General features: G+C 63.5%; 16 protein-coding genes and 1 pseudogene. 8 read left to right on the top strand and 9 right to left on the bottom strand.

What is annotated here, in order from left to right:
- A pseudogene (locus K8V11_RS01165) lies at positions 1-248 on the top strand (hypothetical protein); the annotation flags it as partial.
- Here the strand turns inward: K8V11_RS01165 and K8V11_RS01160 are convergent.
- Complete coding sequence (locus K8V11_RS01160; protein WP_303910378.1) at positions 245-610, bottom strand: Rv2175c family DNA-binding protein; 366 nt, start codon at positions 608-610, stop codon at positions 245-247. The pseudogene K8V11_RS01165 and the gene K8V11_RS01160 sit on opposite strands and share 4 nt — an antisense overlap.
- Before the next feature lie 213 nt (positions 611-823).
- On the opposite strand from K8V11_RS01160, the gene K8V11_RS01155 reads away from it, so the two are divergent.
- Complete coding sequence (locus tag K8V11_RS01155; protein WP_303910377.1) at positions 824-3,223, top strand: PASTA domain-containing protein; 2,400 nt, start codon at positions 824-826, stop codon at positions 3,221-3,223.
- Between the two features lie 52 nt (positions 3,224-3,275).
- Here K8V11_RS01155 and K8V11_RS01150 read toward each other — a convergent pair whose 3' ends face one another.
- The 5 genes from K8V11_RS01150 to K8V11_RS01130 form a co-directional block, all read right to left on the bottom strand.
- Positions 3,276-4,682 carry a class II 3-deoxy-7-phosphoheptulonate synthase gene (locus K8V11_RS01150; protein ID WP_303910376.1) on the bottom strand — a complete coding sequence of 469 codons (1,407 nt, stop codon included), beginning with the start codon at positions 4,680-4,682 and terminating at the stop codon, positions 3,276-3,278.
- Between the two features lie 33 nt (positions 4,683-4,715).
- Positions 4,716-5,243 carry a polyadenylate-specific 3'-exoribonuclease AS gene (locus K8V11_RS01145; protein ID WP_303910375.1) on the bottom strand — a complete coding sequence of 176 codons (528 nt, stop codon included), beginning with the start codon at positions 5,241-5,243 and terminating at the stop codon, positions 4,716-4,718.
- Between the two features lie 25 nt (positions 5,244-5,268).
- Entirely contained in the window at positions 5,269-5,967 is a 699-nt protein-coding gene (locus K8V11_RS01140) for a 1-acyl-sn-glycerol-3-phosphate acyltransferase (protein ID WP_303910374.1), read from the bottom strand.
- 143 nt (positions 5,968-6,110) lie between these two features.
- Positions 6,111-7,073, bottom strand: a complete 963-nt coding sequence (locus tag K8V11_RS01135; RefSeq protein ID WP_303910373.1) for a hypothetical protein — start codon at positions 7,071-7,073, stop codon at positions 6,111-6,113.
- A complete protein-coding gene (locus tag K8V11_RS01130) occupies positions 7,070-7,645 on the bottom strand; it encodes an SRPBCC family protein (protein WP_303910372.1) in 576 nt (191 codons plus the stop codon). The genes K8V11_RS01135 and K8V11_RS01130 overlap by 4 nt, the downstream gene beginning before the upstream one ends.
- A gap of 352 nt (positions 7,646-7,997) precedes the next feature.
- Here K8V11_RS01130 and K8V11_RS01125 point away from each other — a divergent pair, with 352 nt between their 5' ends.
- A complete protein-coding gene (locus K8V11_RS01125; protein ID WP_303910371.1) occupies positions 7,998-9,803 on the top strand; it encodes a long-chain fatty acid--CoA ligase in 1,806 nt (601 codons plus the stop codon).
- A 107-nt stretch (positions 9,804-9,910) separates the two neighbouring features.
- Here the strand turns inward: K8V11_RS01125 and K8V11_RS01120 are convergent, their stop codons facing one another.
- Both K8V11_RS01120 and K8V11_RS01115 read right to left on the bottom strand, forming a co-directional pair.
- Positions 9,911-11,059 carry a glycosyltransferase family 4 protein gene (locus K8V11_RS01120; protein WP_303910370.1) on the bottom strand — a complete coding sequence of 383 codons (1,149 nt, stop codon included), beginning with the start codon at positions 11,057-11,059 and terminating at the stop codon, positions 9,911-9,913.
- Positions 11,060-11,195: 136 nt separating this feature from the next.
- Complete coding sequence (locus tag K8V11_RS01115) at positions 11,196-11,816, bottom strand: C40 family peptidase (RefSeq protein WP_303910369.1); 621 nt, start codon at positions 11,814-11,816, stop codon at positions 11,196-11,198.
- A 502-nt stretch (positions 11,817-12,318) separates the two neighbouring features.
- On the opposite strand from K8V11_RS01115, the gene K8V11_RS01110 reads away from it, so the two are divergent.
- The gene (locus tag K8V11_RS01110; protein ID WP_303910368.1) at positions 12,319-13,953 is read left to right on the top strand and encodes a DEDD exonuclease domain-containing protein; all 1,635 of its coding nucleotides are present in this window, start codon (positions 12,319-12,321) and stop codon (positions 13,951-13,953) included.
- A gap of 54 nt (positions 13,954-14,007) precedes the next feature.
- Here the strand turns inward: K8V11_RS01110 and trpD are convergent, their stop codons facing one another.
- A complete protein-coding gene (gene trpD / locus K8V11_RS01105; protein WP_303910367.1) occupies positions 14,008-15,087 on the bottom strand; it encodes an anthranilate phosphoribosyltransferase in 1,080 nt (359 codons plus the stop codon).
- A 318-nt stretch (positions 15,088-15,405) separates the two neighbouring features.
- Here trpD and K8V11_RS01100 point away from each other — a divergent pair, with 318 nt between their 5' ends.
- From K8V11_RS01100 to K8V11_RS01085, 4 genes are all read left to right on the top strand, one after another.
- Complete coding sequence (locus tag K8V11_RS01100) at positions 15,406-16,017, top strand: heme-copper oxidase subunit III (protein ID WP_303910366.1); 612 nt, start codon at positions 15,406-15,408, stop codon at positions 16,015-16,017.
- A 63-nt stretch (positions 16,018-16,080) separates the two neighbouring features.
- Positions 16,081-16,962 (top strand): c-type cytochrome, encoded by an 882-nt coding sequence (locus tag K8V11_RS01095; protein ID WP_303910365.1) that lies wholly within the window; start codon positions 16,081-16,083, stop codon positions 16,960-16,962.
- Entirely contained in the window at positions 16,959-18,146 is a 1,188-nt protein-coding gene (locus tag K8V11_RS01090) for a ubiquinol-cytochrome c reductase iron-sulfur subunit (protein WP_303910364.1), read from the top strand. Before K8V11_RS01095 ends, K8V11_RS01090 begins: the two co-directional genes overlap by 4 nt.
- The gene (locus K8V11_RS01085; RefSeq protein ID WP_303910363.1) at positions 18,143-19,774 is read left to right on the top strand and encodes a cytochrome bc complex cytochrome b subunit; all 1,632 of its coding nucleotides are present in this window, start codon (positions 18,143-18,145) and stop codon (positions 19,772-19,774) included. Before K8V11_RS01090 ends, K8V11_RS01085 begins: the two co-directional genes overlap by 4 nt.
- Positions 19,775-20,030 lie beyond the last annotated feature (256 nt).

Genomic DNA, 20,030 nt, shown 5'->3' with positions numbered 1-20,030 from the left:
CGGTCGCCGTGGGCACGTTGGCGGCGATACCCGCGACTTACAGAGGCGCCCATCAAACGCGCGCCCTTGCGGTCGCCATCATCGTGTTCCAGCTACTCGCCACGGACCCGGGCGGCACGCCGACGCTGTACAACCCGTTCTTCACAGCTGCAGCTGTGATCGCAGCCGTGGCAGCCGCCCTGTGGACGCGCCGCGCCGTCGCGTTCACCCGCCGGGACGCGCCGCCTCGCACGGCCACGAAGAATTAGAAGGCCATAGCCTGCGCCCGGCGCATTACCTCCCGCGCGAGATGACCGTGGAGAGCGTCCACCGGGCGCCCGGGGAGCGAGTCGTCCTCGGTGTAGAGATACGAAAGGATTTCGGCGTCCGTGTAGCCGCCGTCGCGCAAGACGGAGATCAGCCCCGGGACGTGTTTGCCGATGCCTTCGTCGGACAGCAGCTGCGCGGGCACATAGACAATGCCTCCGCGGCGAATCGCCAGGAGGCTACCTTCGCGGAGCAGGTCGTGGACGCGCGTGACCACGATGCCGAGACGCTCGGCGACATCGGGAAGCGGGAGAATGTCCGCATCGGAGGGAAGGACATCATCGGTGTAGGGAACTTTACTCACACCACACACGTTAATTGTTAGTCCGGCGAGCGTGCGCCGCCGCGTCCATATTTGCTGGCATTATTATCGAAAGTCGGCGGCGCGGAACATCACCCGCGCCGGATGCATCGAAAAACGTGAAGGGGTGCGCCCACGCTGCGCGGACGCCTCGCCGCACATGCAGGAGGCCTGCACACACGCGCCAAAACGAGGAAGGGACGGTGAGTGGTACCGATGTCGCACGCGCTAGGTCCGGGCGATCTCGTTGATCGCCGCTACCGCCTCGAAGCGCCGATCGCCGACGGCGGCATGTCGACCGTCTATCTCGCGACGGATACGCGCCTCGACCGCCACGTCGCATTGAAGCTGCTCTCCCCCACCCTCGCCGGCGACAGTTCCTTCGTCAGCCGCCTTGAGCTCGAGGCCAAATCGGTCGCAAGGCTCTCGCATCCCGGCGTCGTGCAGGTCTTCGACCACGGGTTTGACGACGGACATGCCTTCCTCGTCATGGAGCTCGTTCCCGGCGGCACCTTGCGGGAAATCCTCGACGAACGCGGCCCCATGCCCGCCCACGTTGTCATGAGCGTCCTTCGTCCCATGCTCGGCGCGCTCGCCGAGGCCCACGGAAACGGACTCATCCATCGCGACATCAAGCCGGAGAACATCCTGGTGTCGACGAACAATTCGGTGAAGCTCGCGGACTTCGGTCTGGTCCGCGCCGTCGCAGAGTCCAGGTCTACCTCGCAAAACGTCGTCATGGGCACCGCCGCCTACCTGGCGCCGGAGCAGATTGCGACGGGCGATACCGACCCCCGCTCTGACCTATACTCGCTCGGCATCGTCGCGTTCGAGCTTCTCACCGGGCGGGTACCTTTCCAGGGCGATTCGCCGGTGGCGACGGCATATCAACGTCTCGAGCGCCCAGTCCCTCCGCCGTCAACGCTGGTATCCGGGATTCCCGAAGATCTCGACGACCTCATCGTGCACGCGACCGAGCGAAACCTCGATGCACGCATCTCCTCGGCGAGGGAATTTCTCCAGCGCGTCGAGGAGGTGTCCTCTCGCAACCGCCTGTTCCACGTGCCGGTGCCGGCGCCGAGCTCGTCGGCGTGGTCGCGGGCACGAGAGCGCGCCGCGAGGGAAGCCGCTGCAGGGGCGGGCGGAGCCGGGCCGAAAAGCGAGACCGTCTTCGATATCGCCTCGCGCGAAAGTAGTGGCGCCCCCGCCGCCTTCGGCGCGGCTGCAGGCGCAGGGTCGGCTGCGGCTGCAGCCGCCGCAGCGACACACGTCATCGGCGACACGCCCCAGGTCGATGAGACCACTCGTCTCCAACAACCATCGCCGGGCGCGCCGGTGGGTGCTCCCCCCGCCGCCCAGCACGGAGCTCCGACGCGGATGCATCCCCGGCAGGCTCCCCCCGTTCCGTACGGAGAGCGCGCGGCGTCGACCTCGGTGTATCCGGGCGCGCCCGGGCCCGGCCAAGGCGCGCCTCCGCGCGGCCCCGCCGGGCAGCCGCCGGCTCCGCCGTCACGGCAGCTGCCGGAGGTCCCGAACGGTCTGCAGTCCAAGCGCGGAGCGGGGTGCCTATGGGCGTTCGCGGTTCTCGTGCTCGTCGCGATTCTCGGGGTCGCCGGCTGGTGGCTCGGTTCCGGGCGTCTCATCGAGGTTCCCGATGTGTCCGGGATGAGCGTGCCGGAGGCGTCGGCGGCGATCGCCGGTGTCGGTCTGACGTCGGCGGAGGAGGAACTTTACGACAACGAGGCGCCCGAGGGCGACCTGTTGGGCACCGAACCCACGGCCGGCGAGCGTGTCCAGCCCGGTGGCACCGTGACGATTCTGGTCTCGGCCGGACAACCTGTCGTTCCGGACATCAGCGCCGACCGTTCGAGGGAAGCCACCGAGTCCTCGATCAACGAGCGCTCGCTGGTTCCCGTCGTGGCCGAGAAGGCCAGATTTTCCGACGATGTCCCGGAAGGCGCTGTGCTGGAGCTCAGTCCTGCACCCGGAACGACCTTGCGTGTCGGTGACGAAGTCGAGCTCGTGCTCAGCGGCGGTCCGCCTCCCGTCGACGTCCCGGAACTCGTCGGCCTCCCTCTCGACGATGCCCGGAAGGCGCTCGAGGCCGTGGGCCTGCGCGTGGGCAACGTCACCGAGAAGTTCGACGCCTCGCAGCCCGCCGGCTCGGTCGTGTCCTCCGAGCCGACCACAGGTGAAGCCCTTCGCGCGAATTCCCCTGTCAGCCTCACCGTGTCCACCGCGGCACGGGTACCCGATATTCGGGGGATGGAAATCGACGAAGCCCGCGCCGAGCTCGAAGACGCCGGGTTCACCGTCGTCGAAGGTCCAGCCGAAACCGACGAGGATGTCCTCGCCGGCAAGGCGGTCCGCACCGAGCCTTCCGCGGATGAACTCGTCGATGCGAAAACCACGACTATCCGGCTCATTCCTTCGAATTCCGTGCGCGTCCCGATGGTGCTCGGCGATACTGTCGGCTCCGCATCCGACAAACTGCGCGAGCGGGGCCTGCGCCCCAAGGTCGAATCCGGCCGCAATGGGGTCGTGTACGGGCAAAATCCACTACCCGGCCGCGTCGTCGGCCCCGACACCGAGGTACGACTCAGCGCCCTCGGCTGACTCCCCATGCAGGGAAGTCGAACCCGAGGGCGCTGATCTTGACGGGGTATCGCTAGTTGCGCAGCATTTCCGCGACCAGGTACGACAGCTCGAGCGACTGCTGGGTGTTAAGCCGCGGGTCGCATGCGGTCTCGTACCGGCCGTACAGGTCGGAATCGGAGATATCCTGGGCGCCGCCCAGGCATTCGGTCACGTCCTCGCCGGTGAGCTCGATGTGAATGCCGCCGGGGTGCGAACCGATCGCGTGGTGCACCTCGAAGAATCCCTGAACCTCGTCGATGATCCGGTCGAAGTGGCGGGTCTTGTATCCGGTGGATGCCGTGTGAGTGTTCCCGTGCATCGGGTCGCACTGCCAGATCACCTTCTGGCCGGTGGCTTCGACCGCCCGCACGATCGGCGGAAGCGCCTCGCGAACCTTGTCGTTGCCCATGCGCGACACCAGCGTCAGCCGACCGGGGACCCCCTCGGGGTTCAGCTTATTGACGTACTCGACGGCGAGTTCGGGGCTCGTGCTCGGGCCGATCTTCAGACCGATCGGATTGTCGATGAGCGCGGCGAAGTTCACGTGCGCATCGTCGATGCCGCGGGTCCGCTCGCCGATCCAGAGGAAATGCGCGGATAGGTCATAGAAGCCCGAGCTCTGTCCCTTGGCGGTCAGCCCCTGCCCGTCGTCCGCGAGACGCAACATGGACCGTTCATAGTCGAGGACGAGCGCCTCGTGGCTGGAGAAAATCTCCGCTGTGTGCAGGTTCGAATCGGACACACCGCACGCATCCATAAACCGAAGGCCCCGGTCGACCTCCGAGGCCAGAGCCTCGTAACGGGCACCGGCGGTCGACTGGGCGACGAACTCCATATTCCATTCGTGCACGCGATGCAGGTCGGCCGTGCCCGAGCTCGTCAATGCGCGCACCAGGTTCATGGCCGCCGAGGCATTGGCGTAGGCGCGGACCAAACGAGAGGGGTCATGACGGCGGGCACCCTCGTCCGCTGCGAGGGCGTTGACCATGTCGCCTCGGTAGGACAGCAACCCCTGGGCGTCGGTGTCCGAGGAGCGTGGCTTGGCGTACTGACCGGCGATTCGGGCAACCTTGACCACCGGCATCGAGGAGCCGTAGGTGAGCACGACCGCCATTTGGAGCAAGGTACGCACGACTCCCTTGATGTGCGGCTCGGTGTTGGACTCGAAGGTCTCTGCGCAATCCCCGCCCTGCAATAGGAACGCGCGCCCCTCGGCGACCTCGGCGAGCTTGCCGCGGAGGGTGTCCACTTCGCTCGCCACGCACACCGGCGGGACGGACTCGAGAACCTTCCTCATCGCCGCAGCCTGATCCTGGTCCCAGGACGGCTGCTGAAGTGCAGGCCGGGACAAGGCGTCATCCAGGCGGGCGCGGAGATCCTGCGGGAGCGCCGGAAGTTCTGGAAGTTGATTGATATCTACATCGACAGACCAGTTCACCCCACCCACTCTAGGCGGTTTCGCGAACTGCAGTTAACCGATGTCCGATCCGCGCGCTTGGAGCGCCTTCTCGATGACCTCGAACTTGGCGACGTTATGCCGCGCATCCTCCAGCGCCGAGTGTGCCTTCGCGCTGTCGAGCGCCGGCAGCGGCGGACGACCGGCGAATTCCCAGAGCTGCTTGAGTTCTCGAGTGAACCTGGGCATGGCCTGCGGCAGCGCCGTCATGTCGCCCCACAGCTGGCACACCGCCACGTGATCGTAGGCACCGACCCACGCCCATAGTTCGATGGCGGTCCCGCGCGCATTGGTCATGAGAAAGTCGTAGAGCTCGTCGCGCAGGCGATCTCTGCCCATCCATGCGCGGTCCGAGGGGTTCGGCAGCTTATTCAACACGTTCCGTTTGACCCACTCGCCTGCCTTCGTGGGGTCGTGATCGGTGGACACGGCATAGAACTCGGGTCCGGGGACGCCGTTGCGGGATTCGGCCACCACTCCGATGGAAACGAGCTCGATGGTGTGACCGTCTTCGATGAACTCGCAGTCGTAGAAATACCGCACTCGGTGCTGGCCCTCTTTTCTCGTCCTATGTGCTGTCGGATCGGTTCTCACGCTTGGCGGAGAGTTTTTCCTTGACCTCGGCACCGTACACGTCGGGCACGTATTCCTGCCCGGTGAGTGCCTGGATCCGACGCATGACCTCGTCGGTAATCTCCCGCTCAGCGTCGCGGTCCCCAATTCGATCGAGCCACGGACTCACGTCGAGCGGTTCGCCGATGAGAACGCGAATCTTTGCCCGGTGTGGGACATGCGAATCTGCACGGAGAAACTTATCGGTCCCGATGACGCCGACGGGAACGATGGGCATACCGGATTTGAGCGCAACACGGGCGATTCCGGTCTTCCCGCGGTAGAGCTTTCCGTCCGGCGATCTGGTGCCTTCGGGAAACATTCCGAGAATCTGACCTTCGCGGAGGACTCTGGCGCCTGTCTCCATGGCATTGGTAGCGGCGTCGGCATTTGTGCGGTCGATGGGCACTTGTCCGGTCTGTGCGAAAAAGAAGCGTTGGAACCTTCCCTTCAGCCCCGAGCCGGTGAAGTATTCGCTTTTCGCGAGAAACGTGATCCTGCGCGGCGCACGGAGTGGGAGGAAGAGCCAGTCGGCAGCCGAGAGGTGGTTGATCGCTAGCAGCGCCGCGCCATCCTTCGGGAAGTTCGACCCACCTTCGAACGTAGGACGGCCGGCAAGGAATAGCCATGGCCCCAACACGATGTACTTCAGCACCCAATAAAACATCCGTCCGCCTCCCAGCGAATAAGTCCACGCGGATGCTTCTCACACTATTCCGCCGGCCTCCGGATCGGGTGAAATCTGCTCGAATACGGCGGCTCTTCGGGGAATGGGGTGTATCTGGCGACCCTCCGGGGTCAGGCCCGGGCGATCATCGACTCCGGCCACATGCTCGGGTTGGCGACGAACACTATCCGTAAGCGCCCCTCGTCGCCCCTCTGCTCGAATTCGACCTGGTGAACCAGGCAGCGCGCGAGCACACTCCCTATTTCCACGTCGGCGCGCACACCGGAGAAGAACATCCGAAGCCGGCCGTCGATCACCACAGGTTCGCGATCTGGTTCGGCGGGGACGGAAACGACGAGCTCGTAAGTCGGCAAACCGTCAACGGGCTCCACTCTTCGCACCGGCTCGACGGGATTCGTCTCCGCTGCTCGGGCCCCCAATAGCGCTGCCATAGCAGTAGTGGTCCGGACGTCCTCGCCCGTGCCGGCGACGACGATGCTTATCGCAGGAAGGTCGGCGGTAACCGAGCCCTTGGAACCGGAAAGCCAAGCGGTGAGGATGTCCAAGGTCGAAGCGATCTCGTGTGCGTCGAGAACGGCCGGGTCGATGTGCTCGCCGGCGGCGAGCGCCGCAAATCGGGTATTTCTCGGCCATAACGACTCGATCAGGTCGGCGCTTTGCTGCGGTGCCTCAATGCGGTGCAGCGCGGCAGTCGTGCCGTCCATTTCGCGGATGACGAGTCCCCAAGCTCGCGATTCGACGGCGCGCCTGAGATATTCCCAGCTCAATGCCTCGGCAAGTGAGGAGTTCCGGTCAAGGAGGAGAAGCCGAGGCCCGGTTGCGTCTGCCGAGCGGAGTCGTTCTCCATACGACGCTGCGAGCGTCTCGGCGTTGTCGTCACGGACGTCGAGTACGTCTTGCCTGTAGCTGCTCAATTTTCTGGTGAAATAGTTCGGCGAGGACGTATAGAGCATGGCGGTAGCCTCCGGGCCCGCATCGCCGATCAGCTCCTCGATCGTCTTTGCCCGCTCTTCTCGTCCCCCGCCGATAATGACCACACACTGGGTTTCATCCGCAGAATTGCTGTCGGTCAACGCTTCTCCACTCTGGCGGCCAGATCCTCGAGGGCCGCGTTGATGATGCGTTTCTCCGCGCGCTCCCTGAAGCGCCCCAGCATCTCGACGGTCAGTTCGACATCGATCGAGTAGGTGACATCTGTCGTGCCTGGGCGTTCGCCCGGCTCGAGGGAATAGCTCCCGTCCTGCCGGGTTTGAAGGATCGAGGGCTCCGAGAGGCTCCAACGCACCTCGGTTCCGTCCTCCGACCACGAGTAGTCGAGTTGATATTCGTCCTCGACGATGCCGGCGATGAGTACAAAATCCACGCGAGCGGGACGTCCGGCGTCATCGGTAGAGACGATCGACGTCTTCCGAATTGCCGGCACCCAGTCGGGGTAATTGTCGAAATCGGCGATGGTCGACATGATCGTGTCGAGGTCGGCGTTGACAGTCGCCGTCTTCTGGGCGCTTCCTCTCGAGCTCGAACCGGATCTCGACGACGCCGAGCGGCCCTCCGGCAGCGGTGCCGAAGACGTGTCTTCGCCGCCCTGGCCTTCTGCCGTCATGGTCGGTTCACCTTCCTGGTCGTCGCCGCAATGATCTCTCATCCACGCTACTGTCTTTACACCTCGCGACACACCTCACGGTCCACACTCACACCAAATAAGCCTTTCGGCGTGCACGTCGACGGTCGCATAATGATATAACGCCTCGAGTTAATCCTGCGCATTCAATTGCCGTGGGTAACAGCCGAAGTCCCGCTCCTTCGAATTGCCAGGGAAGTCACGTTCGACCTCAGGGCAACGGGTAGACTGTAAAAAGTTATGAGGGTCACAGTTCACGGCCTCCGGTCGCGGATATGGATCGGCAGCTGCACGGACGTCGTCACGGCGCCGTTCCAGCATGAGGCCGGAAAATGTTTACTGTCCTTCAACTGTTCGCCGCCGAAAGGAATTACGAATGCGTGAATACAGCGTCCCCGGTGATATCAATGTCCCCGACGACTGGTCCTGCGTACAGGTTGTCTATGACATCGCCGCCGAGGACCCCAACCACACGATGTTCCTGCGCGAGCAAGGGTCGTCGTGGGCCGAGGTGAAGGCCAGCGACTTCGTTTCCGAGGTTCGAGAGGTTGCGCGCGGCCTTGCCGCCAGCGGAATCGAGGTCGGAGATCGCGTCGCGATCCTTTCGTCCACCCGCTACGAGTGGTGCGTCATCGACTTCGCCATTTGGGCGGTCGGCGCCAGCAGCGTACCGATTTACGATTCCTCCTCGGCCAGTCAGATCGAATGGATCCTGTCCGACTCGGGCGCCAAGATGGTCATCGCCGAGTCCGCTTCTCACGCGGCCGAGGTTGATGAGGCGGCGAAGGACGTCGAGCAGGATGTCGCCGTGCTCGTCATCGACGGCGAGGAAAAGGCCCTCGACAAGCTCAAGGCGGCGGGCAAATCCGTCGAGGACGCGGAGCTGGACAAGCGCCGTGGGGAGGTCACGTCTTCCGACATGGCCACCCTCATTTACACCTCGGGCACCACGGGCCGTCCGAAGGGCGTCGTGCTCACCCACGGAAACATCCAGGCCGAGGCGTTGGCCGTGTCCGAGACCTCGCTGAGCGAGTACCTCACGCCCGGCAATGTCTCGCTGATGTTCCTTCCGCTGGCACACGTGCTCGCGCGCGCGATCAACTACGCCGGGATCTACAAAAAGGTCACTCTTGCCCACACCGCAGACCTCGCCAACATCGTCGAGCGTTTCGGGCAGGTGCGCCCCCAATACATTCTTTCCGTCCCGCGCGTCTTCGAGAAGGTTTTCAACTCGGCACGCCAGAAGGCGCACGACTCCAGCCCCGTATCGGGCAAGATCTTCGAGGCTGCTGTCGACACGGCGGTCGCGTACTCGGAAGCCATGCGCTCGAACGGCAAGCCCGGGACGCTGCTCAAGGTCAAGCACACGATTTTCGACAAGCTGGTGTACAGCAAGTTGAAGGACGCTCTCGGCGGGCGTTGCCAGGTCGCCGTGTCCGGTGGAGCTCCCCTGAGCTCCCGACTGGCCCACTTCTTCGACGGCCTCGGAGTGACGATCTACGAGGGATATGGGCTCACCGAGACCTGCGCCGCACACTGTGTGAATACGCCGGAGGCTCTGAAGATCGGCACCGTCGGTCGCCCGCTCCCCGGCCACGCCGTTCGCATCGAGCAGGACGGCGAGGTCGTCGTATCCGGCCCTGTGGTCACCAACGTCTACTGGAACAACGAGGACGCGACGAACAAGTCCTTCAAGGACGGCTGGTTCTACACCGGCGATCTCGGTTCCATCGATGATGACGGCTTCCTCACCATCACCGGACGAAAGAAGGAGATCATCGTTACCGCCGGCGGTAAGAACGTGTCCCCGGCTGGTCTCGAAGAGGGCCTCAAGCAGGACGCCATGGTCGCGGAGGCCGTGTGTGTCGGCGACGGTCGTCCGTTCATCGCCGTACTCCTCACTCTGGATGAGGAGTCCTTCGATCGGTGGAAGAAGGACAACGGCAAGGAAGGCTCGATCGAGGATCTAGCCGACGATGCTGATCTACAAGCTCACCTCGACAAGGCGCTCGACCACGCCAATGCGACGGTCTCCCACACCGAGGCCATCAAGAAATACAAGGTGCTGCCCACCCAGTTCACCGAGGAGAGCGGGGAGCTCACCCCCTCGCTCAAGGTCAAGCGCAACGTCGTCCACGAGAAGTTCGCCGACGAGATCGAGGCGATCTACGCCAAGCGCTAGGCGCGCGGTTTATTCGTCCGTAGCGACGTAAAGAAGGGTGGTTCTCGGCCGAGAACCACCCTTCTTTTCTCTTCAACGCCGCAAGTACCGGCGCGGCTAGCGGCGATTCAGTCGTCCCACGGCAGAAGAACCTCGCGCATTCGGTTGCCCAGTTCGTCCCACGACCACTTGCCGAGCACCCACTCGCGCCCGGCACGGCCCATCGAACGAGCGCGCGCGTCGTCATCCAGAATCTCGATGAGCGCCTCCGCGACAGGCCGCGACTGCGAGCCGTCGACCACGAGCCCGGTCTGCCCGTCCAGAACAGTTTCCGGAGCGCCACCGGAGCGTCCCGCGACCACGGGCACCCCGCAGGCCGAAGCCTCGAGATACACGATGCCGAGGCCTTCGACGTCCAGTCCCGCTCCCCTTGTCCTCGCGGGCATGGCGAACACGTCCGCGGCCTGATGCAGCTTCACAACGTCGTCTTCCGGGACACGTCCGGTGAAGATGACGTGATCGGTGACGCCGTGACGCTCGGCGAGCTTCTCCAACGTCGCACGGTACGGCCCGCCACCGGCTAGTACGAGTACGGCGCCGGGAATTCGGGCACGGATCTTCGGGAGGGCCGCGATGAGCTTGTCCTGCCCCTTCCGCGGGACGAGCCGCGACAAGCACAGGATCATCTTCGCCTCGGAACCGATCGAGTACCTGGAGCGGGTGGCCTCGATTGCAGAACGATCGGTTTCGGGCGCGAATCGTTCGACGTCCACGCCACCGGGCTGGTGGATCAGCCGTGCCCGCGGGCCGAAAGCCGCCGAGAACCTCTGCCTCGTGTATTCGGACACGAACGTGACCGCGTCGGTGTGGTCTCCGATATAGCGAAGCGCGGCGCGAGACGGAGGCAGCATCGACCACCCGACCTCGTGACCATGCGTGCTCGCGACGATGTGCCGCACGCTGCCGCGGCGAAGAGCGCCGGACATCACGGCCAACGGGGCGGCCGCACCGAACCACACGGTTTCGGCCTGCCATTCATCGACGAGGCGTTGCGCCTCCGCGATGACGTTCGGCGTAGGTAGCAGCATCCCTGTGGGCATGCGACGGACCGTGTACGGGCGGGCGGCATCATAGGCCGCCGACTCCTCTTCGCCGAAAGTGGAGGTGAGGACACAAACGTCCTCGGCGTCGAGATAGCGGAGATAGCTTTCGATATACGACTGGATGCCGCCGGGCCGCGGCGGATAGTCGTTGGTGATCAGTAGGGTGCGAGCCACGGACTCCAGCCTTTCACACATCGAAGTCGCGCCGGCACGCGACATCGTGCCGAAATGCACAAACTCCGCAGGGTCGCCTTATGGGCGCCGCTCTGCGGAGTGGGTGCGGGAATTACTCGCTCTGTCGAACTACCTCTTAGTAGTAACGGACGGCGTTGTTGAACGGCATCGAGTCGAGCGGCGCGTAGCCGACCGGAACGCCCTCGGTCGAGGCGTGGAGGATCTGGCCGTCGCCGGCGTAGATGCCGACGTGGGTCGCTCCGCCGTAGAAGGAGACGATGTCGCCGGGCTGCAGGTCGCCCTTGGCGACCTGGGTGCCGCCGGAGGACTGGGCCTGGCTCGTGCGCGGGATATCGATGCCGGCCTGGCCGTAGGCCCACGACGTGAGTCCGGAGCAGTCGAAGGAGTCGGGGCCGGTTGCGCCCCACACGTAGGGTGCGCCGACCTTCGTCTGCGCTGCTTCGAGGATCTGCTGGCCCTTCGAGGTCGGAGCGGCCTCGACGTACTGCTGCTCGGCCGGGGCGTCGGTGGCCTCGGAGATCTTGACGATGTCCTCGAAGCCGGCAGGGACCTGCAGGTCAGCGGGAGCGTCGAACGTCACAGCGTTCGGCAGACCCTCAACCGGGTTGACGAGCTCTGCCTGGTACGGGGCGGCTGCTGCCACACCGGCGCCGGCGATTGCGGCTCCACCGGCAAGCAGGCCGGAGATGGCAATGCGACGAGTGTTCGACTTTGACGGTGCGGAATGAGCTCCCACGAAACGTTCTCCTTTAGGTCTTGCTCCACTCGGAGGTTCTATTCGAGTTGGTCGTTCGTCTGATTCCCGATCAAACACTCGACACGGATCGAATCCGGTGGCTTCCTCGACCCCCGCTGTTGACGGGTGTTGATCCCGAGGTCTCAAAAAGATTACGAAATCGTGACAAACGTGTCCAACACCCTGGAGCGCCAACGGCCCGAAACCGGCGATTCCGGTCCATTTCCGGCCTGTTGCGTGTCGCCTATAACGAAACGATCACAATTCCGCGAACTCCGGCACCACGAGTCGTACCTGCATTTTCGGTCGCTAACTTCCCAGGGTCCCGCCAAATCGCTTTGGGACAATCGGCGCTCGATTTTTTCGTTTGTGAAGTGTGTCACAAGCAGGTATCGGGCGTGTCTTTCTCGTTACCGTCCGCCTGTTTTCGTTACCGATGACGGCGGACGTGGCGATCCCCTCGCGACTCCAATGTCGGAGTCGGGTCTTATCGTTGGTGGCTATGAGTTCCGCGAGACCGTTCGGCGCACACATGCCGCCCGCCGGCACCGGCGGTTTCGATGTCGAGGCGAAAGCGGAAGGCAGCCACCAGCAGCTTCTGTGGTCTGAGGATCCACCGCTGTCCGAGACCACGTTCGTGATCGTGGACCTCGAGACTTCCGGCACGTCGCCGGGAAACGCCGCGATCACCGAGATCGGCGCGGTCAAGGTTCGTGGGGGCGAGGTGCTCGGCGAGTTCGCCAGCTTCGTCCACATCGACAGCCCCCTGCCCGCCGACATCGTCCGACTTACCGGCATTACCGATGCGGACCTGCGCAGTGCCCCGCCGATTTCAGAGGTGTTCCCGGCGTTCCACGAATTCGCCAGGGGCGCCGTTCTCGTGGCCCATAACGCACGCTTCGATATGGGTTTCCTCAAGGCCGCGTGCAACAGCCTCGGGTACGAGTGGGACTTCCCCGCCCCACTTTGCACCCTGGTCCTGTCGCGCCGGATCGTACCCAAGTCCGATACCCGTTCATATCGACTGCACGATCTGGCACGGCTGTTCAACGCCGAAACCGAGCCGAACCACCGTGCGTTATACGACGCGAGGGCCACGGTGGACGTACTGCACGGGCTTATTGAGCGAGTGGGCGACTGCGGCGTCGAGACACTCCCCGACCTTCGCCGGTTCGACAATCGACTGTCTCCGACCACGCGGCGAAAGGCGTCGTTGGCCGATGGCCTTCCCCAGTCACCCGGCGTATATATCTTCCGCGACGACACCGGCGTTCCCCTGTATGTCGGGTCGTCGATCAATGTTCGGAATAGGGCGCGCAGCTATTTCTCAGGCGGCGACTCGCGATCACGGATGCGCACGATGGTCGGGTTGGCAGCATCGGTGGAGGCGGTCGAATGCGCCCACGACCTTGAAGCGTGGGTGCGCGAAGAGCAGCTCATCGACTCATTGCAGCCACCATTCAATAGGAGGTCGCGGGCCCCTCGTCGAGGATGGTGGGTTGCCCCGGGCGCCAAGGGCGGCTCGCTCAAGGTCGAGAGACTTCCGTTCCCAAGCGCGGTCGGCCCATTTCGCACGAAGAACGAGGCACGCGAGTGCGCCACGATTTACGGGCTTGAGAATTGGGACGGACTTTGCGATGGCACGCGACTCGGCGAGCTCGAGAACGCCATCGAATCCGTGACGAACCTCGCGTCGGAGGGCAAGTTCGAACGAGCGGCGCGACGGCGCGATGAGTTGGCGCCGGCCGTTGCCGCGCTCGCAGGAGTGCATTCGCTCGGCCCACTCGCGCGCTGTGAGGAGATCGTGCTGGCTCAGCGCCTCGGGAATACATGGACGTTCGCCGTCATACGTTATGGGCGGCTAGCCGCGGCGGGAACGCTCCCCCGGGGCGCGGATTGGTCCACGTTCGTTTCGAATCTCCAAGGGTCGGCGACACACATCCCTCCGGGAGACGGTCCTTTCGCCGGGGCGACAGTGCCCGGCTTAAGGCTCATCGCACGGTGGATGGACATGCGCCCCACGCGCATCGTCTCGGTCACCGGGCGATGGGACGAACCCGTCCTCGGGGCGCAGCGATTACTCGAGTGGGCGGAAACAGCCAAAGATGCCGCCCGGGAAGCCCGGCGCACTTTGTGAAGCCGCGGGCACCAGCACGGTTTTTGACTGTATATAACGGGGCCGCTGGAGAAGCTAGCTGCGATGGCTCTCGCCGAACGCTGCCCACTTGTCCAGGACGGACTTGGCGGCACCTGAGTCGATGGACTCCGTCGCGGCCGCGATGCCTTCGGTGAGGGCCTGCCCGAAGTCCACGTCCAGCGCAGGATTGCGATAAGCGACGATCGCGGCCGCGGAATTGAGTAGCACCGCGTTGCGTACCGCGCCCGGCTCTCCATCGAGTAGGCGGCGTGCGACGCCGGCGTTGACGTTTGCGTCCCCGCCTCGCAGCTCGTCGAGCGTGGACAGCTCCATCCCGAAGTCGTTCGGGTGAATCTCCGTGACGCCGAGCTCGCCGCCGTGTACCCGCACGACTTTGGTTGTGCCGGTCGTTGTGACCTCATCGAGCCCGTCGGAGCCGCGCACGACGAGAGCATCGGTACCGCGTAGTCGGAAGACGTTCGCCATCGTCTCGGTGAGATTCTCGAACGCGCAGCCGATTAGATTGCGCCCCGGGCGCACGGGGTTGGTCAGCGGGCCGAGCACGTTGAACACCGTCGGAACGCCAATCTCGCGGCGAGCTTGTCCCGCATAGCTGAGCGCCGGATGGAATACAGGGGCAAAGCAGAAGGTGATGCCCAAATCATCGAGCGCACGCCCGACGTCACTCGGGCTGATGTCGATCGACACCCCGAGAGCCTCGAGCACATCGGCTCCGCCGGACTTCGAACTAGCCGCACGGTTGCCGTGCTTCGCGACCTTTACGCCCGCGCCGGCGACGACGAGCGACGACATCGTCGAAATATTGACCGTGCCCTGGCGATCACCTCCGGTTCCCACGATGTCCACGCAATCAGAGCCCGTGCGGGACGGAACGTCAACAGCGAACTCGACCATGACGTCGGCGAGGCCGGTGAGCTCCTCTGGCGACACACCTTTGGTCTGCACCGCCACACCGAACGCCGCGATCTGGGCGTTCGTCGCGGCCCCGCTCATGATTTCGCGCATCGCCCACGCCGAACGCTCACGGCCGATGTCGCTACCCGACACCAGGAGGCCGAGAATGTCTCGCCACGCGTAAGACTCATTCGACGAGCGCTGCGCCGCGGTTCCCATACTTGCCTCCATCGAAGTCGTGAGTGCGGCCCGTCCTGCAAAACCCGAGATCACATCAATCAAGCATGCGGGATTCTGGGCCGATGAATAAAAGTCTCCCCTACAGTGTTTCATGCCCAACTCGAGCGACGAGTCCGGCTCGAGCTTTCCTAAGAATCGAAAACGGTTCCTAAGACGGAACTGAGGAGTAGTCTGCGCCACAAACCTTAGCGTTAATACCCCCTTTTTGGATGGGCGAGCTGGGGAAAGCCGAGCGAATTCTAAGGAATCTGGGGGTCGATGCAACCCTTTCCGATCTGACACGTCATACTTTTATGTGTGACGAGCGCAGTTGGAAATTCAGAAGCGGCAATCGCTCAGCGAGTGCACTCGCTGAACCGGCCGAACTTGGTCAGCATGGGCACCATCGTGTGGTTGTCCCAGGAACTCATGTTCTTCGCGGGCCTGTTCGCCATGTACTTCGTGTCGAAGGCAAATTCACACGGAGACTGGGCGAACCAGGCGGCACAGCTCAATGTGCCCTACGCCGTGACGATCACCGTGATCCTCGTGGCATCTTCGTTTACGTGCCAGATGGGCGTATTCGCAGCGGAGAAGGGCGACGTGTTCGGCCTCCGCCGCTGGTACTGGGTGTCGGCAATCATGGGCATGATTTTCGTGGCCGGCCAGGGCTACGAGTACTACCACCTGGCGCACGAAGGCGTGACGATCTCGGCGAGCGTTTACGGCTCGGCCTTCTTCATCACGACCGGGTTCCACGGCTTACACGTGATCGGTGGTGTGATCGCATTCTTCGTGCTGATCGCACGCACCCACATGGGCAAGTTCACCCCGGCCCAGGCCACGGCGGCAATCGTTGTGTCGTACTACTGGCACTTCGTCGACGTCGTGTGGATCGCACTGTTCTCCACCATTTACTTCATCCAGTAACCGGCCTCCCTGCAGCGCCCCGCTGCGACTGACCCCAGGCCTTTTTCTCGTAAGGGATCACCGATGAAATCACCTCAGCTGCCCCAGGAGGACCAGTCCGGTAAGGACTCGCCGTCCAAGGCACGCCGCCGCACCCCTTTCCGTCGCCGCAAGGCAACCGGCGCGCTCGTCATCGCCGCCGGTCTCCTCGGCGCCGGAGCGTTTGCGGCAGCGGTCACCCCGGAGCCGCAGGTCGCCACCGCCCAGATGGATGACGCAGCGCTCATCGCAGAGGGCAAGGCGCTGTACGACGTTTCCTGTATCACCTGCCACGGCGCGAACCTCCAGGGCGTCGAAGATCGCGGACCTTCGCTCGTCGGCGTCGGCTCTGGTTCGACCTACTTCCAGGTCCACTCGGGACGTATGCCGATGAAGGCGCAAGAAGCCCAGGCAGAGCGCAAGCGTCCACAATTCAACGAGCAGCAGACCCTCGCACTTGCCTCGTACGTCCAGACGCACGGTGGCGGGCCCGAGATCATCTTCGACGAAAATGGTGAGGTCGCACAGGACTCCCTGCGCGGAGCCAGTGGTGAGGCAACCGGGGACGAGGTCGCCCGCGGTGGAGAACTCTTCCGCCTCAACTGCGCGTCGTGCCATAACTTCACCGGCCGCGGCGGCGCTCTGTCCGGCGGTAAGTATGCTCCGATTCTCGACCCGGCGAACGAGCAGGAGCTTTATCAGGCCATGCTTAACGGCCCGCAGAACATGCCGAAGTTCTCGGACCGTCAGCTCACCCCGGAGGAGAAGAAGGACATCATCGCCTTCATCCGCTCCAATGCCGAGACGCAGAGCCCCGGCGGTTACGCCCTGGGCGGTCTCGGCCCTGTCACCGAGGGTGCGGCCATGTGGTTTATCGGTATCGTCGCTCTCGTCGGAGCGACCCTGTGGATCGGAACGCGTTCATGAGCGAGATTAAGAAGCCTTCTGCCGCGGAACTGGACCGGATGAGCGAAGATGAGCTGCTCGAGCTCGGGACGAAGCTCGACGGAGTGGAAATCGCCCACCGCGAGCCCCGTTGGCCCGAAGAGATCAAAACGCGCGCGGAAAAGCGCGCCGAGCGAGGCGTGACCTTCTGGTTTGCGCTCGCGGCGTTGCTCGCGCTCGCGTTCATCGTCATTTACATCGCCTGGCCCTGGCACTACAAGGGCTGGCAAGACGACGGTTACTGGTACTACAGCCTGTACACCCCGCTTCTGGGTGTCACCCTCGGTGGAGCAATCCTCGCCGTCGGTATCGGCGCTGTCCAGTTCACCAAGAAGTTCATTCCCGCCGAGGTCTCGGTACAGACCCGTCACGACGGCCCGTCCGAAGACGTAGACCGTAAGACGATCGTCGCGGAGTTGAACAACTCGTGGAAGACCTCGACCCTCGGTCGCCGTAAGGCGATGATCGGGGCACTGGGAGCCGGCGGCGCGCTCATTGGTATTGCCGCCATCATGCCGCTCGGCGGAATGATCAAGAACCCCTGGAAGCGCCACGAGATGTCGCTCCACGGTGACGGCACTCTCCACACGACCGGTTGGACGCTGGCCTCGAGCGAGCGCCCGGATGGTCTTCCCGCCGAGAAGGTTTACCTCGGTCGCGACACTGCACGCACTTTCCCGGACGGACACGTACCGGAGGGCGTCGGTCGTCTCGAGCGTCTCCGCATCGAGGATCTCGCGGCCGGCGGACTCGAATCGGTATTCCCGCTCCCCGCTTCTGCCCTGGGGGATTTCCATTCACACATGGAGTCGATCCACGGTGCGCGTAACTCGGTGATGCTCATTCGTCTTCGTCCGGAAGACACCGCTCGCGTGATCAAGCGGCGTGGGCAGGAGGAGTTCAACTACGGTGACTTCTTCGCCTTCTCCAAGATCTGCACGCACGTCGCCTGCCCCACGTCTCTCTATGAGCAGCAGACGCACCGCATCCTGTGCCCCTGCCACCAGTCGCAGTTCAATCTGCTGGAGTACGCGAAGCCCGTGTTCGGACCGGCGGCGCGAGCACTTCCGCAGCTGCCAATCGCGGTGGATTCCGAGGGTTACCTCGTTGCAAATGGCGACTTCATCGAGCCAGTCGGCCCGGCCTTTTGGGAGCGTAAGTCATGACCAACTCCGTACTCGGTTCCAAGCTCGCCGAAGCTGGCGACAACATGGACAGCCGCTACACCATGGCCAGCGGCATGCGTCGACAGATCAACAAGGTCTTCCCGACGCACTGGTCCTTCCTTCTCGGCGAGATCGCGCTGTACAGCTTCATCATCCTGTTGATCTCTGGCGTCTACCTCACTCTGTTCTTCGACCCGTCCATGTCGAAGGTGATCTACCAGGGCGACTACGCTCCGCTCAACGGAATCGAGATGTCGCAGGCGTATGCAACCGCACTGAACATCTCCTTTGAGGTTCGCGGCGGCTTGTTCGTTCGACAGATCCACCACTGGGCAGCACTGCTCTTCGTTGCCTCGATGGTCGTCCACATGCTGCGCATCTTCTTCACCGGTGCGTTCCGACGGCCGCGCGAGGCGAACTGGATCATCGGCTGTGTCATGCTCCTGCTGGGCATCGTCGAGGGCTTCCTTGGCTATGGTCTTCCCGATGACCTGCTCTCGGGCACCGGCCTTCGCATTACGTCGGGCATCATCGTTTCGATGCCCATCGTCGGCACGTGGTTGCACTGGATGATCTTCGGCGGCGACTTCCCCGGCGAGATCATGATCCCCCGGTTCTACGTGCTGCATGTGCTCATCATCCCCGCGATTCTGCTCGCGCTTATCGCGGCTCACCTCGCACTTGTCTGGTACCAGAAGCACACGCAGTTCCCCGGGCCGGGGCGGACCGAGAACAATGTGGTCGGAATCCGGATCATGCCGGTGTTCGCCGTGAAGTCGATCGGTTTCGGCGCCATCACGATCGGCGTTCTCTGCCTCTTCTCGGGCTTGTTCACCATTAACGCAATCTGGAACCTGGGCCCATATAACCCATCCCAGATTTCTGCCGGGTCCCAGCCTGACTGGTACATGCTCTTCACCGAGGGCGGCGCGCGTGTCATGCCGGCCTGGGAGCTATACATCGGCCCGTACACGATTCCTGCGGTGTTCTGGGTGGCGATCATGCTCGGAGCCGTTGTCGGGCTCATGTTCGCCTACCCGTTCCTCGAGGCGAAGTTCTCCGGGGACAACAAGCATCACAACCTGCTGCAGCGTCCCCGCGATACGCCGGTTCGTACGGCGTCGGGCATGATGGCGATCTCGTTCTACGTGATCCTTGTTCTGATGGGCTCGAACGACCTCATCGCCTACCATTTCAATATCTCGCTTAACGCGACGACATGGGCCGGACGTATCGGGCTCATCATCGTCCCGCCGATCGTGTACTTCGTGACTTACCGCCTCTGCTTGGGCCTACAGCGCGCAGACCGAGAGGTTCTCGAGCACGGCATCGAATCCGGCATCATCATGCGCCTGCCGCACGGTGAATTCGTCGAGGTGCATCAGCCCCTCGGCCCCGTCGACGAGCACGGCCATCCCGTGCCGCTTGAATACGCCGGAGCGAAGGTGCCGTACCAGGTCAACCACCTCGGGCTCACAGGCAAGCCACCGCACGGCACGCTTACCGCGGACCCGGTTGAGGAAGCAACGCTCCTCGCCGAGCGCGAAGAGCACGCCGAAGAAGACGAGAAGGAAACCCTCAAGGCACTCGTGGAGCGCACCAAGCGCGGAAAAGACGATTCCCACTAGGGAATCCTCGATCCACCCAGACGTGGCCCCGATCGACTTCGATCGGGGCCACGTTCTGTATTTCCCTGTGGCAAAGACCGCTCTTTGATTCAGATCCGAACGCTAGACTCCAAGCCCTCACCAATTCGAGCCAGAAGAACAATGTCATGAGCCGACTCCCACTACCGAAGATCCGCCCAATCAGAGACGAGGAGTTCGCACAACTCGAAACGATTGAAAACGATGCCGATCGTTTGCTCATCGACACCTTGCGCCC

The sequence above is a fragment of the Dietzia timorensis genome, assembly GCF_020742175.1.
Taxonomy (GTDB): Bacteria; Actinomycetota; Actinomycetes; order Mycobacteriales; family Mycobacteriaceae; genus Dietzia; species Dietzia timorensis_A.
The sequence above is the reverse complement of the archived record's forward strand: the minus strand, read 5'-3'. Positions and strand labels throughout refer to the sequence as shown.